This window comes from Staphylococcus sp. 17KM0847 (assembly GCF_013463155.1).
Lineage (GTDB): Bacteria > Bacillota > Bacilli > Staphylococcales > Staphylococcaceae > Staphylococcus.
The window spans coordinates 1,891,988-1,910,936 of record NZ_CP040781.1; the positions used below are offsets into that span (position 1 = coordinate 1,891,988).

General features: G+C 37.9%; 7 protein-coding genes and 1 pseudogene. All 8 read right to left on the bottom strand.

Annotated features, from left to right (window positions below):
* Positions 1-237: 237 nt before the first annotated feature.
* Entirely contained in the window at positions 238-1,779 is a 1,542-nt protein-coding gene (gene adcA / locus FGL66_RS09300) for a zinc ABC transporter substrate-binding lipoprotein AdcA (RefSeq protein ID WP_180809536.1), read from the bottom strand.
* A gap of 161 nt (positions 1,780-1,940) precedes the next feature.
* Complete coding sequence (gene nrdG / locus FGL66_RS09305; protein ID WP_180809537.1) at positions 1,941-2,483, bottom strand: anaerobic ribonucleoside-triphosphate reductase activating protein; 543 nt, start codon at positions 2,481-2,483, stop codon at positions 1,941-1,943.
* On the bottom strand, positions 2,480-4,330 hold the full coding sequence (gene nrdD, locus FGL66_RS09310) for an anaerobic ribonucleoside-triphosphate reductase (RefSeq protein ID WP_180809538.1): 1,851 nt from the start codon (positions 4,328-4,330) through the stop codon (positions 2,480-2,482). The genes nrdG and nrdD overlap by 4 nt, the downstream gene beginning before the upstream one ends.
* Before the next feature lie 253 nt (positions 4,331-4,583).
* Entirely contained in the window at positions 4,584-4,829 is a 246-nt protein-coding gene (locus tag FGL66_RS09315; RefSeq protein ID WP_180809539.1) for a hypothetical protein, read from the bottom strand.
* Positions 4,830-4,845: 16 nt separating this feature from the next.
* Positions 4,846-6,468: a poly(glycerol-phosphate) alpha-glucosyltransferase gene (locus FGL66_RS09320; RefSeq protein WP_180809540.1), complete on the bottom strand. Its 1,623-nt coding sequence runs from the start codon at positions 6,466-6,468 to the stop codon at positions 4,846-4,848.
* A 230-nt stretch (positions 6,469-6,698) separates the two neighbouring features.
* Positions 6,699-13,832 carry an SdrD B-like domain-containing protein gene (locus tag FGL66_RS10025; protein WP_180809541.1) on the bottom strand — a complete coding sequence of 2,378 codons (7,134 nt, stop codon included), beginning with the start codon at positions 13,830-13,832 and terminating at the stop codon, positions 6,699-6,701.
* A gap of 849 nt (positions 13,833-14,681) precedes the next feature.
* Positions 14,682-14,834 carry an LPXTG cell wall anchor domain-containing protein gene (locus FGL66_RS10030; protein ID WP_500862570.1) on the bottom strand — a complete coding sequence of 51 codons (153 nt, stop codon included), beginning with the start codon at positions 14,832-14,834 and terminating at the stop codon, positions 14,682-14,684.
* Positions 14,835-15,038: 204 nt separating this feature from the next.
* Positions 15,039-18,887 (bottom strand): annotated as a pseudogene (locus FGL66_RS09330) (SdrD B-like domain-containing protein); the annotation flags it as partial.
* Between the last annotated feature and the right edge of the window lie 62 nt (positions 18,888-18,949).

Below are 18,949 nucleotides of genomic sequence, written 5' to 3' on the forward strand. Positions count from 1 at the left end.
AATCCGTAATTTTGTAGATTAACCCTTCTCCAGTGACTATTCATTCTTAATATTTGAATCAATTGGACTATGACTATCATATATATCTTTTCTTTCTTTAATTTGAGTGCCATCGTATTGTTTGAATATTGTATTCATAGTACGCATATAGTCCATCTGAGTGAACAACTTTTCCAAACAGTAAAAAGAAAGACACCTACTACAACGTAATTGTTGCAATAGATGCCTCACTAAAAATTAATGTGCTAACATTTCTTCTTTTACTTCTTCTTTAGATAAGTCTGAAGGATAATAAGTTGGCCAATTATCTAATTCTTTTAATACTTTGTCTCGATCATTACCCATGAAAATATGATAGTGACTTGTTTTTGTTGGTGCAATATTATGGTCACTAAATTGTACATATTTAGGCAAATCCTCGGAAGGTTCACCTTCTAACTTAAATGTATAACGTACACCTCTATTTCCTGCTTCATAATCTAAAATATCTTTACCATCATAGTGATATGTTCCTTTTACAGTTTGACCATCTTTCATGAAAGTAATTGTATCGTTAGTAATCTTAATATGATCAATGTCTGTTTTATAACCTGTATCATAATAATCTTTATACGCTTTAGCGGATTTATCTCCCTTGTCCTCAGCTTTATGCTCAAATACTTCATCCAATGTACCATCTTTTAATAGTGGATAAACAGATTGCCATTCTCCCGCATAATCTGAAAGTTCACGATCTTTCACTTGACTATCTTTGAAATAACCATCTTGAATCGCCTTAGAATGTTTATCTGCTGCTTTATCATCTTCAGCTTCAATTTTATCATTTAATGCTTTTTCAATATTTTTAACATTTTCTTTCATCAATGTTTGATAAGTTGCATCTTTCGCCTGATCCTTACTTACAGCTTCCATGTTATTGAACTTTAATGGTTTAGCATCTGTTTCCTTACGAATTGTATCTGTTACTTTATTCGCAACATTTTCTTCATATAAAATATATTTTGCACCTGTATCATTAATTTCTTTAACGATTTCAGTTAATTCTTTTTGTGATGGATCTTCAGCGTTCAAACTCTGAACCCCTTTTTGAACAAAACCATAACGATCTGCAAGATAACCTAATGATTCGTGTGAAACAAACACAGCATGCCCTTTATGACCTTCTGTTGCTTGCTTCATATCACTATCCAATCCATCTAACTCTTTTAGTAATTTATCCGCATTTTTCTTATACTCATCTTTATGGTCTGGATCACGTTTACTCAAATCATCACGAATAGCTTCAACAAACGCTTTATCTATATTAGGGTCTAACCATACGTGCGGATCATAACCACCATGATGATGATGTTCATGCTCTTCTGATTCATGATCATGGTCCTCTTCATCCCCATGCTCATGCTGATCAGTTAATAACTCCGCTTTATTCAGTTGATCTTCTAAAGAAAGTTTATGACTCTCTTTCTTGATTGTCCCTGCCACTTTTTTAGCTACGGGATCTAAGTTATCGCCTGTATACACAAAAACATCTGACTTACTCGCACCGATAATATCCTTTTGTGAGGGTTCAAAACTATGTAAATCTGCGCCTTTAGGATAAATCGAATCTACTTCAACATGTTCCCCACCAATTTGTTGTACAAATGATTGAAGTGGGAAAACCGTTGTTGTTACTTTTAATTTATCATTTGAAGCAGCCTTATCATCTGACTGGCCACACGCTACTAACAGCGTTCCTGCTAACACAGCAGTTGCGATTGCTTTTAAACTTTTGTTCATGTCACGTTCTCCTTGTTCAAATAGTAATCATTACGATTAAAAATTATACAGGAGTCCGTATTATTCCGCAATACCTAATTTATATATTTTCAAGTCCATCGTTAGATTTTGAGGTGGTATTCTTTTTAACATTACTTTGAATTACACTGTCAAAATTTTGTCTATGCTTCGATATAAACAGACTGTGCTATATTTTGGGTGGCGTGATATGTCGGCAAATGAATGACACGCTGATTGAGTGAACCTTTGTATGCTAAATTGGGTCTATACAAAGACTGAAGAAACATACCGTCTACAAGTATATCTATATCATCGAGAATTTGACGGCGCTCATTATTTTGTCGCCATAGATATTCGAGTTGATACCCTGTCCAAACCCAAATCGTCTTGTTATGACCAAAGCGCTCACGAAAAGCTTGAATGAGCGGTTGAACAATAGATAAATTACAAAAAGGTTCTCCACCTAAAATACTTAGTCCATCAATATAGATCGGTGCACAAGCAGTTAAGATTTCATCTATTATTTGGGTAGTCACACGTTCACCATAGCGAAAATGCTGAGCAGCAACGTTGTAACATCCCTTACATTGAAAAGGGCATCCTGATACATACACACTACATCGTACTCCTTCACCATCAACAAAACTATGTGTTTCAATTTTAGCTATATATCCGGCTCCTTGTATAAGTTGTCGCTGTTTCATGATTTAGGCACCTTCATATGCTTGACACGTGCACAGATTTCTTTATGTCGCCCTTCAATCGTTGGTCGTTGTACGGGATTACCTAAATAACCGCATGTTCGTTTGACAACATCCACTGTTTCTGGATCCTGATTCCCACAGTGAGGGCAACGATATCCTGTTTCTGTCGTCTCAAAATCACCTTCATAATCACAAATATAACAACGATCAATAGGAATGTTTGTACCAAGGTAACTTACTTTATCATAAGAATAGTCCCACACTGCCTCTAACGCCTTCTTGTTATGATCAAGTTTAGGGTACTCACAATAGTGGATATATCCCCCGCTTGCATAATGTGGATATACTTGTTCAAAATCTATTTTTTCAAATGGTGTAACATCCTTGCGTACATCATAATGGAATGAATTTTGATAGTAACCTTTATCTGTAATATCAGGAATCGCACCAAACTTTTCATAATCTAAACGGCAAAAACGATCAGTTAATGATTCGCTTGGCGTACTATATATGCTGAACCAGACATCATGTTTTTCCGTCCATGCATATTGATAGTTTTGCATTGCCTTCAAAATATCAATCGTAAAGTTTTTAGCCTCTGGATTGTTCTCCCAATTCGAACCATAAAACACCGTAGCAGCTTCATAAAGACCGATGTACCCCATAGAAATTGTTGCACGTTTCTTATTAAATAATGAAAATACATCATCGTGTTCACTCAATCGATATTTAAAAGCACCTCTTTTATACAGGATGGGAGCATTATTAGGTTCTGCTTCTTTAACACGTTGAATTCGAAAAGCTAATGCATCATGCAAAAGCTTCATACGCTGATCAAAAATAGACCAAAATTGAGCTTTATCTCCCTTCGACTCAAGTGCAATCCTTGGAATATTCAACGTTACAACACCAAGATTACAGCGACCATTATTTTCATAAATATTGTGTTCGTTTTTCCATGCAGGTAAAAAAGAACGACATCCCATCGGTGCTTTAAAATCACCTAATAACTCTACCGTCTTATCGTAATTTAAAATATCTGGATACATACGCTTCATAGAACATTCGAGCGCCAACTGTTTGATATCATAATTGGGATCTGACGAAGCAAAATTCACACCTTTTTTTATAGAAAATACAAGCTTAGGGAAAATAGCAGTAATGCGGTCTTTACCTAATCCTTTAATGCGTGTCTTTAAAATAGCCTGTTGTATTTTTCGACTCATATCGTCCGTACCTAAACCAAATCCAAATGTAACAAAAGGGGTTTGACCGTTAGATGTATATAAAGTATTCACTTCATATTCGAGACTTTCTATCGCATCAAAAATGTCTTGAGTTACTCGTGCATCAACATATGTATCTATCTCTTCGCTTCTCACAAATTGGCGCGCTACTTCATAATGTTTACGCACATTATGTTGAGCATATACACCTAATACTTCATCGATGCGATCTATCGTACACCCACCATACTGACTGCTCGATACATTCGCAATAATTTGAACCAATTGTGCTGCTGCTGTTTGAATAGATTTTGGAGATGTTACTTGAGCATTACCAATCTGAAAACCATTTGCTAACATCCCTTCTGCATCGATTAAACAACAATTTGTGAGAGGTTGAAATGGATGATAATCTAAATCATGAAAATGAATATCTCCAGATTGATGTGCCAATGCAACATGTTGTGGCAATAGATGCTTTAATGCATATGATTTTGAAATAACACCCGCTGTTAAATCACGCATCGTCGCAAATGTATCGCTATCTTTATTTGCATTTTCATTTACAATAGTAGGGTCTTTCGTGATCAGTCCTGTAAGTTCTGTTTCTATTTGTATCATACGCTCACTCTTTTCTATATGTAGTGTCTATTTAGGATTTTAAACACCATATATAGTAGTTTCAACTTTTAACTTAGATGTTAACGGATTTGTCATTTCTTTACGAACGTTATGTGAACAAATCATCGTGCACAAATTAAATAAAAATAGAGCGAAGCAGAAAGTTCATTTTCACAAAAAACTTTCTGTTTCGCCCTGATAAACGAGAATGACTCCGTTAAAGACATCTCATCTCTCTTTCAATCACTTCAACCTATAAATATAGCCCATAGTGTATAAAAAACATCTTACTTCCTAATTTCACTAAATAAAGCAATAAAATAACGAGCATACATAAAAACATAATCGATTTATATTTTTTCTTTTCTTTTTTTTCTTCTTTATTCTCATCATTTAAATAAGCTAATAACTCTGCTTCAATTTCTTTATTAATCTCTGCATTCGGATCTTCTTGTTTTTCAGTCGCAGGATCAGACTCTTTTATTTCTTTTCTCACCATTAATATCACACCTCATTTATTGATTAAATACGTGTTGATATTGTACATATCCTGACAAATAGTGTTCAATATCATCTATTCTCACACGATAACCATGATGTTTGATGAAAAAGCTATTCAAGATACGACTTGGATTTTTAAAATACATTGCAATTTCTGGGTAGAAGAAACCTGTCCGCTCGTAATCTGCACGAGTATGAATTGTATCTAAGAATTTCTCTTCATCTAATAGCTCATCAACTAAATGATGATACCCTGATGACTTTGCTTTTTCAACCAAATGATATGTCGCCATCAACATCTCTAAAAATGTTGGGAAAGTTGTCTCTCTTTGCTTCATATAATCTAAATATGTACTAACGTTATTGATGCCAAATCTAAAATATTTCTCTTCTGGTACGATTTGTACAAGTTCGTTTGTACAGTAACCTAGCCAATGATCATGATATTGCCAATATTTATGACTAATAAAATATTCAAATAATGTTTGTACCGTTTTTAGCCAGCGCTCGTCCTTATCTTGTTGATATAAACGTAACAGCGCAAGTGCAGCCTCACCATCATAATAAACAATACGATACTTTTCTTTCACTGAGAAGTCTGGATAATTTAATATATGTATTGTTTCACCAGTCTGAGCATCTATCATTTTTAAAATACCTGCTGCAACGCCTTGTGCTATTTCCAAGTAGTGTCTATTTTGTCCTCCATGCTTCAAATATTCACATACTGCAAAAATAAAAGCGGCATTTTGTCCAAGCTTAATCTCGTTTAAATCTTTTGTATCATCAAATACAAACTTTGCACCATCACTATCAGTGGCAATATAGTGCTCAATGACATAATCCAGTGCGCGTTCAGCCGGGGCAATATCATGCTTCAAATAAGCCAATCCTTCTATTAAAGAATAGGTTGAAGATGAGTGACGCAACATATTATAGAAATTAATTTTTTTATCAAAATGTGGAAAATAGCCATAAATGTATTTACCATCTGGTAGTAACATATTCCCTAAAAATTCTGTACTGTTTGCAATTAATCTATCTATTTCTTGATTAAGATGATCGACCTTGCGCAGGTTTTTTTGATAACCCCTACCATGCAATTGATACGCTTCATCACCATCTAATATAAAACCTTGAGTATAAAATTGTGTGACCATTTTGCCATAATATGCATCTTGACTAAATCGTCTCTTATGCCCCGTATATTTTTTTAAATAATTATTAATATTGTCATCTGATAAATAAAAAGTAGTCGTTCCTTTTTTAGGGCGCACAAATGCATTGGCATTAATTTCTTCAGGTAAAAAAGTCAAGTGCCAATTCTTATCTAAAGCTATACCAAAATCAACATAATTACGACGTGTCTCTATTAATGTTTTAGCAACATCATCAAACAATACTGGTATTGTTTCTGTTACAATATCTACTTTTATCCACTGCGGAAATTGCCCTGTCTTACTTTTAAACTTTTGGCAATATTTGTTGATGTCTCTTTCTATGTAACGTCGATTTTTAAACAGTTTGACTTGTGCCTTCATATTAGAATGGCCCAAGCTCACAAAGACATATTCATATGTTAGTGCTTCTCCTTCAATCATTGCAACAAGTTTTTGAATATTGTTTTCCAAAGCCATACCTCTTCTCCTTTAAGTATCACTTACTATACTTTACAAATATTTTTGTATTTCTGCAATCCTTTATATAGAGAAAGGGTGAGACACTTGATCAATGTCTCACCCTAGAATTCAAACTATACTATTGGGTTTTATCTTTCAAAATAGGTTTTAGAATCATACTATCTTCAAAAGCTAATCTCTTCATCAAAAAGGACATACCTATCGCACAAAAACATATTTACAACACATTATTGTTTTTCATCGTGATTTTTACGGTTTCTTCTTGCTAAGAAAATCGAACCTATTGTAGCAAATAATGCACCTAGCAATGTACCTCTGTGATCTAAATCACCATGCCCTGTTTCAGGTAATGCTTTACTATTAGAATTTTTGTCTACATCCGCATCGCTATCCGCGTCGGCATCACTATCTGCATCCGCATCACTATCCGCGTCGGCATCACTATCTGCGTCGGCATCGCTATCGGCGTCTGCATCACTATCTGCATCTGCGTCACTATCTGCATCTGCGTCACTATCTGCGTCCGCATCGCTATCCGCGTCCGCATCGCTATCGGCGTCCGCATCGCTATCTGCATCCGCGTCACTATCGGCATCTGCATCACTATCGGCGTCCGCATCGCTATCCGCATCTGCATCACTATCCGCGTCACTATCGGCGTCGGCATCACTATCCGCATCTGCGTCACTATCTGCGTCCGCATCACTATCCGCATCCGCATCACTATCCGCGTCGGCATCACTATCCGCGTCGGCATCACTATCGGCATCTGCATCACTATCCGCATCTGCATCACTATCCGCATCTGCATCACTATCCGCATCTGCGTCACTATCTGCGTCGGCATCGCTATCCGCGTCGGCATCGCTATCGGCGTCGGCATCGCTATCGGCGTCGGCATCGCTATCTGCATCCGCGTCACTATCTGCGTCCGCATCGCTATCCGCGTCGGCATCGCTATCCGCATCACTGTCGGCGTCGGCATCACTATCTGCATCCGCGTCGCTATCCGCGTCGGCATCGCTATCCGCATCACTGTCGGCGTCGGCATCACTATCTGCGTCCGCATCGCTATCTGCATCCGCGTCACTATCTGCGTCCGCGTCACTATCTGCGTCCGCATCGCTATCGGCGTCCGCATCACTATCTGCATCTGCGTCACTATCTGCGTCGGCATCACTATCCGCGTCGGCATCGCTATCTGCGTCCGCATCACTATCCGCATCCGCATCACTATCCGCGTCAGCATCACTATCTGCATCTGCGTCACTATCCGCATCCGCGTCACTATCTGCGTCAGCATCACTATCCGCATCCGCATCACTATCCGCGTCAGCATCACTATCGGCATCTGCGTCACTATCCGCATCCGCATCACTATCCGCGTCGGCATCACTATCGGCATCTGCGTCACTATCGGCGTCCGCATCACTATCCGCGTCAGCATCACTATCCGCGTCAGCATCACTATCCGCGTCAGCATCACTATCCGCGTCCGCGTCACTATCTGCGTCGGCATCGCTATCCGCGTCGGCATCGCTATCGGCGTCGGCATCACTATCGGCATCTGCATCCGCGTCACTATCGGCATCTGCATCACTATCCGCATCTGCGTCACTATCTGCGTCGGCATCACTATCGGCATCTGCGTCACTATCGGCGTCCGCATCACTATCCGCATCTGCGTCACTATCTGCGTCGGCATCGCTATCGGCGTCCGCATCACTATCCGCGTCCGCATCACTATCCGCGTCGGCATCACTATCTGCGTCTGCGTCACTATCGGCGTCCGCATCACTATCCGCGTCCGCATCACTATCCGCGTCTGCGTCACTATCCGCATCCGCATCACTATCCGCGTCGGCATCACTATCTGCATCTGCGTCACTATCTGCGTCTGCATCACTATCCGCATCTGCGTCACTATCTGCGTCGGCATCACTATCCGCGTCGGCATCACTATCTGCATCCGCGTCACTATCTGCGTCTGCATCACTATCCGCGTCAGCATCACTATCCGCATCCGCATCGGCATCGCTGTCTGCGTCGCCGTCACCATCGTCTAATACAAATCCTGAATCTATTGTATCATCATCTTGATCTTGAATTGTTACTTTTACAACTAGACCGTCTGAATCTTTTTCATCATCTGTACCTTGGTTTTCACCTGTCGGTGTATAGCCTTCTGGTGTTTCAAAAGTAACCGTATACTCTCCATTTGGTAAGTCTGTGAAATGGTATTCTCCATTTTCATCTGTTGTTGTTTCCTCTGTTGTTCCATCTGGTTTTGTTAATGTCACTTTTACGCCTGGGATTCCTTTTTCATTCTCATCTTGGATGCCATCTTTATTCGTATCTTCCCATACTTTATCTCCAAGTTGATACGTTGGTTTATAGAAGCCCGAATCTATTGTTAAATCGTCTGCATCTTTGATTGTTACTGTTACTGTTTGACCATCTGAATCCTTACTATCATCTGTGCCTTGGTTTTCACCTGTCGGTGTATAGCCTTCTGGTGTTTCAAAAGTAACTGTATACTCTCCATTTGGTAAATCTGTGAAATGGTATTCTCCATTTTCATCTGTTGTTGTTTCCTCTGTTGTTCCATCTGGTTTTGTTAATGTCACTTTTACGCCTGGGATTCCTTTTTCATTCTCATCTTGGATGCCATCTTTATTCGTATCTTCCCATACTTTATCTCCAAGTTGATACGTTGGTTTATAGAAGCCCGAATCTATTGTTAAATCGTCTGCATCTTTGATTGTTACTGTTACTGTTTGACCGTCTGAATCCTTACTATCATCTGTGCCTTGATTTTCACCTGTCGGTGTATAGCCTTCTGGCGTTTCAAAAGTAACTGTATACTCTCCATTTGGTAAATCTGTGAAATGGTATTCTCCATTTTCACCTGTTGTTGTTTCCTCTGTTGTTCCATCTGGTTTTGTTAATGTCACTTTTACGCCTGGGATTCCTTTTTCATTCTCATCTTGGATGCCATCTTTATTCGTATCTTCCCATACTTTATCTCCAAGTTGATACGTTGGTTTATAGAAGCCTGAGTCTATTGTTAAATTGTCGGCGCCTTGGATTGTCACATCCACTTCTAATCCATCTGAGTCTGTTATATCATTTCCTTGATTTTCAACCGTAGGTTCATAACCTTCTGGTGTTTCAAACGATACTTTGTAGTTTCCATTCTCTAACCCTGTAAACTCATACTTTCCTGTCTCATCTGTTGTCGTTCTTGAAATCTCTTTTCCTGCTTCATCTTTCAAGATGACTGTTACGCCTTCGATTCCTTTTTCGTTTTCTCCTTGTTGACCATCTTTGTTCGTGTCTTCCCATACATAGTCTCCAAGTTTATATGTTGGTTTATAGAAGCCTGAGTCTATTGTTAAATCATCTTCATCTTTGATTGTTACTGTTACTGTTTGACCGTCTGAATCCTTACTATCATCTGTGCCTTGATTTTCACCTGTCGGTGTATAGCCTTCTGGCGTTTCAAAAGTAACTGTATACTCTCCATTTGGTAAATCTGTGAAATGGTACTCTCCATTTTCATCTGTTGTTGTTTCCTCTGTTGTTCCATCTGGTTTTGTTAATGTCACTTTTACGCCTGGGATTCCTTTTTCATTCTCATCTTGGATGCCATCTTTATTCGTATCTTCCCATACTTTATCTCCAAGTTTATATGTTGGTTTATAGAAGCCTGAGTCTATTGTTAAATCATCTTCATCTTTGATTGTTACTGTTACTGTTTGACCGTCTGAATCCTTACTATCATCTGTGCCTTGGTTTTCACCTGTCGGTGTATAGCCTTCTGGTGTTTCAAAAGTAACTGTATACTCTCCATTTGGTAAATCCGTGAAATGATATTCTCCATTTTCATCTGTTATTGTTTCCTCTGTTGTTCCATCTGGTTTTGTTAATGTCACTTTTACGCCTGGGATTCCTTTTTCATTCTCATCTTGGATGCCATCTTTATTCGTATCTTCCCATACTTTATCTCCAAGTTGATACGTTGGTTTATAGAATCCTGAGTCTATTGTTAAATTGTCGGCGCCTTGGATTGTCACATCCACTTCTAATCCATCTGAGTCTGTTATATCATTTCCTTGATTTTCAACCGTAGGTTCATAACCTTCTGGTGTTTCAAACGATACTTTGTAGTTTCCATTCTCTAACCCTGTAAACTCATACTTTCCTGTCTCATCTGTTGTCGTTCTTGAAATCTCTTTTCCTGCTTCATCTTTCAAGATGACTGTTACGCCTTCGATTCCTTTTTCGTTTTCTCCTTGTTGACCATCTTTGTTCGTGTCTTCCCATACATAGTCTCCAAGTTTATATGTTGGTTTATAGAATCCTGAGTCTATTGTTAAATCATCTGCACCTTGGATTGTTACATCCACAGTTTGACCATCTGAATCCTTACTATCATCTGTACCTTGATTTTTACCTGTCGGTGTATAGCCTTCTGGTGTTTCAAAAGTAACTGTATACTCTCCATTTGGTAAATCTGTGAAATGGTACTCTCCATTTTCATCTGTTGTTGCTTCCTCTGTTGTTCCATCTGGTTTTGTTAATGTCACTTTTACGCCTGGGATTCCTTTTTCATTCTCATCTTGAATACCATCTTTATTCGTATCTTCCCATACTTTATCTCCAAGTTGATATGTTGGTTTATAGAAGCCGGAATCTATTGTTAAATTATCTGCGTCTTGGATCGTTACATCCACTTCTAATCCGTCTGAGTCTGTTATATCGTTTCCTTGATTTTCAACCGTAGGTTCATAACCTTCTGGTGTTTCAAACGATACTTTGTACTCACCATTCTCTAATCCTGTAAACTCATATTTTCCTGCCTCATCTGTTGTCGTTCTTGAAATCTCTTTTCCTGTTTTATCTTTCAAGATGACTGTTACGCCTTCGATTCCTTTTTCGTCTTCCCCTTGTTGACCATCTTTATTTGTGTCTTCCCATACATAATCTCCAAGTTTATACGTTGGTTTATAGAAGCCGGAATCTATTGTTAAATTATCTGCGTCTTGGATCGTTACATCCACTTCTAATCCGTCTGAGTCTGTTATATCGTTTCCTTGATTTTCAACCGTAGGTTCATAACCTTCTGGCGTTTCAAACGATACTTTGTACTCACCATTCCCTAATCCTGTAAACTCATATTTTCCTGCCTCATCTGTTGTCGTTCTTGAAATCTCTTTTCCTGTTTTATCTTTCAAGATGACTGTTACGCCTTCGATTCCTTTTTCGTCTTCTCCTTGTTGACCATCTTTATTTGTGTCTTCCCATACATAATCTCCAAGTTTATACGTTGGTTTATAGAAGCCTGAATCTATTGTTAAATCGTCTGCACCTTGGATTGTTACATCCACAGTTTGACCATCTGAATCCTTACTATCATCTGTGCCTTGATTTTTACCTGTCGGTGTATATCCATCTGGTGCCACAAATTCTACTGTATAGTTTCCATTCTCTAGTCCTGTAAACTCATATCTACCATTACTATCTGTAGTAGTACGGGCAATTTCTCCACCAACATTATTTTTCAAAATAACTTCTACACCCGGAATACCTTGTTCAGTAGCATCCTGTATGCCATCTTTATTTACGTCTTCCCACACGTAATCACCGAGTTTATAGCGAGGTACTGGCTTAGGATCACCTGTTGCCTCAGATGCATTTTTATACGTACCAAAGTTTTGATAATGCGTTGTAAGTGTTCTACCTGTGGTTACATCAAATAGTTCTGATGTTAATGTCTTTTCACTTGCAACTTTTGTTGTAGGTTTTGCCGTATATTGAATAATATATTTTTCACCCGCACCCAGTTTTAAATCATTATAGCGGAATGTTGCTGTTTTACCATCTGCACTAATTGTTGGTTGTGTAATTCGGACACGCTGTAATCTACTTGTATCTGGATTGAAGTTATCTGCAAATTGATTATTATTTGTGACTTTGTAAACATTAAAAACTGTATCTCTATCAAAGACAAACCCTTCAGCTTTAATACGAAGATTTTGTCCTGTTAATCTTTCACCTTTTTTATTAACATAATCCGTTCTATGATAGAGACCTGTATTACTATCAATATAGTTAATACCTGTAATCAACGTTGCGTCTGGTTTATTCCCATAGTCTATTACAATATTTTTATTAAATGTTTCACCCGCAATATTAAACTGAGTTGGGTATGGGGTTTTATCTATTGTGTTTTGTTTTTTATTTGCATAACCTGTAATGACAAAGTTACCTCTAATATTTTCAAGACCACTATCTACATAATCAGTAAATGTATATGTTACACGATTGTTATCTTGATCATATTCACCTGTTGCGATAACTTGACCATTACTACTAAATAACGGGTCAATTTTAGGTGGATAATGCAAACCACCTGGACGGAAGTAAGAACCCCAATCAAATGTAAAGTAATCACCTGAATGAATATTATTATCTAAAGCATATGTTCCTTCAACTGATAAATAGTCTCCACTTGTCACCCAATATTCGTTTCTTTCGCCACCACTGTTTCTTTTCACTTTTGCATCAATATTTGTGACAGTTACTAAATCATTTACATTTTGACCACTTATAGCTGCTGCTCTAAATGCTGTTCTAGTTAAAGGCTGGCTAACACTTCTAAAAGCTATTGCTGGAGAAGATTCTGCATCTCGCTCGTCTGAATATTGTTTCGCAAGTGCTTCCAAGTTGTCTTCAATTTCTTTGTCAGACAGCTCAGAAACATGACTCAAATCACTTATATTTGCAGATACTTCAGCTGGCTGATTGACTTCTGGCTGTACCGATGATTCAGACACATTAGCATCCGGCTGTGGTGATTCTATATTCGTATTTAAATCAGGTGTATCCAACACTTCTTCACTATTCACTGACGTGTCTTGTACTTGATTAACAGAAGGCGTTTCGACAGGACTATGCTCTGCACCTTGTTCCTCTTCAATATGTTCTTCTTCCTTTGACGCTTCAGGTTGTGCTTTTTCCTCTAAAGGTTCTACTTCTGTACTATCGTTTGTATCATCTGCTGCCTCTGAAGGTTCAGCATTTAAGGATGCTTCTTCATCAACAATATTTGTTTCTTCTAGTGATGAAACTGTTTCTCCATCTTCTTGAGATAACGCTTCTGTATCCCCTTCATTATGAGTTGTGCTATTATTTTGTGGCTCTGTTTCTGCAGCTTGAACCTCTGCATCCAAACCAAAAACAAGCGTTGCACCTACTAAGATTGACGCTGTACCTACTGTAAACTTTCTAATGGAATACTTATTCAATCTGTTAGGAATAAAATCTAACCTTTTACTCCCTGATTTTTTCCTTGACATCCTAATACCTCCTAAAAAATATATTGATAAACTCATTTCTTTGTCTTAGTTGTTTATCTTTAAAACTTACATAAAATTGCCATTATCAAATATAAACGCAACAAAATAACGTAAATAGTTAATATTATGCAACAAAAATGTATTCTAAAATAATATACCCAAGAATTTTATTGCTATCAACATCTTGGATATGCATTCCCTTTATAACGATAATATATATTTATAGATTCATATATAAAAGTATCTGAAAAGTTATGTAAAAATTATTTTCTAAGATATTTTCATATTTTGTGATGATACATAGATGCCTACACCTTTGTGTTTATAACTAACATTTTATATTTGATTACTTTAAAAGTATTTATTTGATTGTGATTAGTTTTTTATTATCTTTATTCATCCATAAAATGAAGCATCCTCTCTTAAGCCTTTATATGAGAGGACGTTAGTCAGTTATATTTATAATCACAAAAACGGATTATCGTTAAAAAATCATATTATATCATCAAATTATAAATTACAACAAGAATAAAAATTCAACAAAAACACCAAAGTAATTTTCAATAAAAACTAATTTTACTAATTAACATAAATCATTATAAAATCAAATCAAGAAGTTTTAAATATTTTTGTGAAATATAGCTTTTATTCATTTACTCATTAACGTCTATCTCCTAAAGTATAAAACATAAAATAAATTAAAAACCTCAACAACTATAACCTCTACTTTAATTTCATATGATTATAAAATAATAAAAATAAAGCTACCAATACTCATATAAAAATGAATATTGGTAGCTTTTCAGCAATATAAGAACGGCTAATAATTATATTTACTTTATGGGGAGGTTACTTTTGTTCTTTTTTACGGCGACGTCCTACTAAGAAAAGTCCGCCTAACGCAGCAACTAAGCTACCAAACAATGGGGTATTTGTCTCAGCTTGTTCGCCGCCTGTATTAGGTAATTCTTTTTTCATTGTATTGTCTTTATTCATATGCATATCCGTGTTCTCATCTACGTCAACATCGGCATCACTATCCGCGTCGGCATCACTATCCGCGTCTGCATCACTATCCGCGTCCGCATCACTATCTGCATCTGCGTCACTATCGGCATCTGCATCGCTATCGGCGTCTGCATCACTATCTGCATCTGCGTCACTATCCGCATCGGCATCACTATCCGCGTCGGCATCACTATCCGCGTCGGCATCGCTATCCGCGTCTGCATCGCTATCCGCGTCCGCATCACTATCTGCATCCGCATCACTATCCGCGTCCGCATCACTATCCGCGTCTGCATCGCTATCCGCGTCTGCATCACTATCTGCATCCGCATCACTATCGGCGTCTGCATCACTATCGGCGTCTGCATCGCTATCGGCGTCTGCATCACTATCTGCATCTGCATCGCTATCGGCGTCCGCGTCACTATCGGCATCCGCATCACTATCCGCGTCCGCATCGCTATCCGCATCCGCGTCACTATCCGCGTCAGCATCTGCGTCGCCATCACCATCGTCTAATACAAATCCTGAATCTATTGTATCATCATCTTGATCTTGAATTGTTACTTTTACAACTAGACCGTCTGAATCTTTTTCATCATCTGTTCCTTGGTTTTCACCTGTCGGTGTATAGCCTTCTGGCGTTTCAAAAGTAACTGTATACTCTCCATTTGGTAAATCTGTGAAATGGTACTCTCCATTTTCATCTGTTGTTGTTTCCTCTGTTGTTCCATCTGGTTTTGTTAATGTCACTTTTACGCCTGGGATTCCTTTTTCATCCTCATCTTGGACACCATCTTTATTCGTATCTTCCCATACTTTGTCTCCAAGTTTATACGTTGGTTTATAGAAGCCCGAATCTATTGTCATATCATCTGCATCTTGGATTGTTACATCCACTTCTAATCCGTCTGAATCCTTACTATCATCTGTTCCTTGGTTTTCAACCGTAGGTTCATACCCTTCTGGCGTTTCAAACGATACTTTGTAGTTTCCATTTTCTAAGTCTGTAAACTCATATTTTCCTGTCTCATCTGTTGTCGTTCTTGAAATCTCTTTTCCTGTTTCATCTTTCAAGATGACTGTTACACCTTCGATTCCTTTTTCGTCTTCTCCTTGTTGACCATCTTTATTCGTGTCTTCCCATACATAGTCTCCAAGTTTATACGTTGGTTTGTAGAAGCCCGAATCTATTGTTAAATTGTCGGCGCCTTGGATTGTCACATCCACTTCTAATCCGTCTGAATCCTTACTATCATCTGTTCCTTGGTTTTCACCTGTCGGTGTATAGCCTTCTGGCGTTTCAAATGATACTTTGTAGTTTCCATTCTCTAAGTCTGTAAACTCATACTTTCCTGTCTCATCTGTTGTCGTTCTTGAAATCTCTTTTCCTGTTTCATCTTTCAAGATGACTGTTACGCCTTCGATTCCTTTTTCGTCTTCTCCTTGTTGACCATCTTTATTCGTATCTTCCCATACATAGTCTCCAAGTTGATACGTTGATTTATAGAAGCCCGAATCTATTGTCATATCATCCGCATCTTGGATTGTTACATCCACTTCTAATCCGTCTGAATCCTTACTATCATCTGTTCCTTGGTTTTCAACCGTAGGTTCATAACCTTCTGGCGTTTCAAATGATACTTTGTAGTTTCCATTTTCTAAGTCTGTAAACTCATATTTTCCTGTCTCATCTGTTGTCGTTCTTGAAATCTCTTTTCCTGTTTCATCTTTCAAGATGACTGTTACGCCTTCGATTCCTTTTTCGTCTTCTCCTTGTTGACCATCTTTATTCGTGTCTTCCCATACATAGTCTCCAAGTTGATACGTTGGTTTATAGAAGCCCGAATCTATTGTCATATCATCTGCATCTTGGATTGTTACATCCACTTCTAATCCGTCTGAATCCTTACTATCATCTGTTCCTTGGTTTTCAACCGTAGGTTCATAACCTTCTGGCGTTTCAAATGATACTTTGTAGTTTCCATTTTCTAAGTCTGTAAACTCATATTTTCCTGTCTCATCTGTTGTCGTTCTTGAAATCTCTTTTCCTGTTTCATCTTTCAAGATGACTGTTACGCCTTCGATTCCTTTTTCGTCTTCTCCTTGTTGACCATCTTTATTCGTATCTTCCCATACATAGTCTCCAAGTTTATACGTTGGTTTGTAGAAGCCTGAATCTATTGTCATATCATCCGCATCTTGGATTGTCACATCCACTTCTAATCCGTCTGAATCCTTACTATCATCTGTTCCTTGGTTTTCAACCGTAGGTTCATAGCCTTCTGGCGTTTCAAACGATACTTTATAATCTCCATTTGGTAAGTCTGTGAAATGGTACTCTCCGTTTTCATCTGTTGTTGTTTTTTCTGTTGTTCCATCTGGTTTTGTTAATGTTACCGTAACATTAGGAATGCCTTTTTCATTCTCATCTTGGATGCCATCTTTATTTGTATCTTCCCATACTTTATCGCCGATATCGTAGAGTTGATCACCATTTGCGCCACCTGAACCATTTGTTAGAAAGTTCTCATTATCCCAAACATAAAAACTTGTTGAATTGCCTGTACGATCTGTCGTATCCATACGTACACGTGTTTTTACATTATTACCACTGTCATCATAATGACCATCTACTGTAACTACATATGTTTTATTAATATTGCCGAAGTTGATGCTCAATGTATTGTCACCATTATCTGTAACATATTTCATAACATCATCCGTAACATCAATATAATTCGGATTACTTGGATCAATATAATAACTATCTGTAATTTGTGTATGATCTACAACTTCATACACTTTAAGTTTTGTATCGTCTTTACTTAAAATTGTACTACTTTCTGTCGGTTCCTCTTGATAACCTTGTAATGTCACCATTGTGTTATAAACATCATTGGCTCTTGGGTTTACATAAATCGTTTGTTTAAACGTTCTAGCCTCAGATTCTGTATCAATCTCAGTTATTGTAGATGTAATATTCGCGCCATATGGTACGTCATGTCCCTGTGCGGGGTCACCATAGTCGATATCAATCGTCCCATTATACGTTTCACCCGCCATATCAAATTCTACTGGGTACGAACCGTTTTCTGTTGTATTTTGACGATCAGTGAATATTGGTAAAGTAAAGTCACCTGCCACATTCGCTCTATCATTTACATAATCAGTGAAGAAATATGTACCTTTTTTGGTTGTTGTATCATAATATCCTGTCGCAACCGTATCGCCCGTACTACTCAATAATTCTGGTAGTCGCATTCTGTTGTTTATATTTGAGTAATCAATATCACCATCTAAACTTAAATTATGGGGTAATACGAAAGTAAAGTAGTCATTTTCCCTCACTGTGCCTTCTACTTTAAATGAGGCACTCACATTAACAGAGTCCCCACTATTTGGATAGAGTGTCGCACTATCGATGCTGAAGTTATCAATAGTTACTTTATTATTGACCAACTCACCATCCGCTTCTGTTGGAGAAGTTTCTGATGCTGCAGACATCGTCATACCATCTGTTGCTTGTCTTGTTGATACGGCTGGTGCTTTTTCTGTTTTATTTGTTGTTTCAGGACTTACAGCTAATGGTGTTTCAGTAGGCTCTGAAGTTGCTGATGCTTCAGTTACATGGTTATCAGATACATTATCGTTCGCCGCTTCTGGTGCCGATGTTGTTTCCAATTCATTAGCGTTCTCTTCAGTTTCTGATGTAGGTTCTGCTGTTGTATCTTCCTCTGTATTCGCTGTATTGTCATTTGTTGATGGAGCTTCACTATTTACAGGTGTTTCAGAGTTCGTATCTACCTCCGCTGCTTCTGGTGTTGCAGTTTCTTCTTCTGGAGTTATTTCACCTTCTTCTGCTGGTGCTAACTCATCTGATGTGCTTTCACCTTGAGCAACTTCACTTTCAACGCTTTCAACTTCAGCTGCTTTAGCCTCTTGACCGACACCTAAAACAAGTGTTGCACCTACTAAAATCGAAGCCGTACCTACTGTGAATTTTCTAATAGAATACTTATTCAATTTATTTGGAATAAAATCCATTCTACATTCCTCCTATACGTTAGTATTTCTTATTTTTCGATAAGCTATTTTCTCTGTCCTCT

Bases quoted from the DNA above. Each gene is read 5' to 3' on its own strand.
- adcA (WP_180809536.1), bottom strand. From the start codon at position 1,779: ATGAACAAAAGTTTAAAAGCAATCGCAACTGCTGTGTTAGCAGGAACG.
- nrdG (WP_180809537.1), bottom strand. From the start codon at position 2,483: ATGAAACAGCGACAACTTATACAAGGAGCCGGATATATAGCTAAAATT.
- nrdD (WP_180809538.1), bottom strand. From the start codon at position 4,330: ATGATACAAATAGAAACAGAACTTACAGGACTGATCACGAAAGACCCT.
- FGL66_RS09315 (WP_180809539.1), bottom strand. From the start codon at position 4,829: ATGGTGAGAAAAGAAATAAAAGAGTCTGATCCTGCGACTGAAAAACAA.
- FGL66_RS09320 (WP_180809540.1), bottom strand. From the start codon at position 6,468: ATGGCTTTGGAAAACAATATTCAAAAACTTGTTGCAATGATTGAAGGA.
- FGL66_RS10025 (WP_180809541.1), bottom strand. From the start codon at position 13,832: ATGTCAAGGAAAAAATCAGGGAGTAAAAGGTTAGATTTTATTCCTAAC.
- FGL66_RS10030 (WP_500862570.1), bottom strand. From the start codon at position 14,834: ATGCATATGAATAAAGACAATACAATGAAAAAAGAATTACCTAATACA.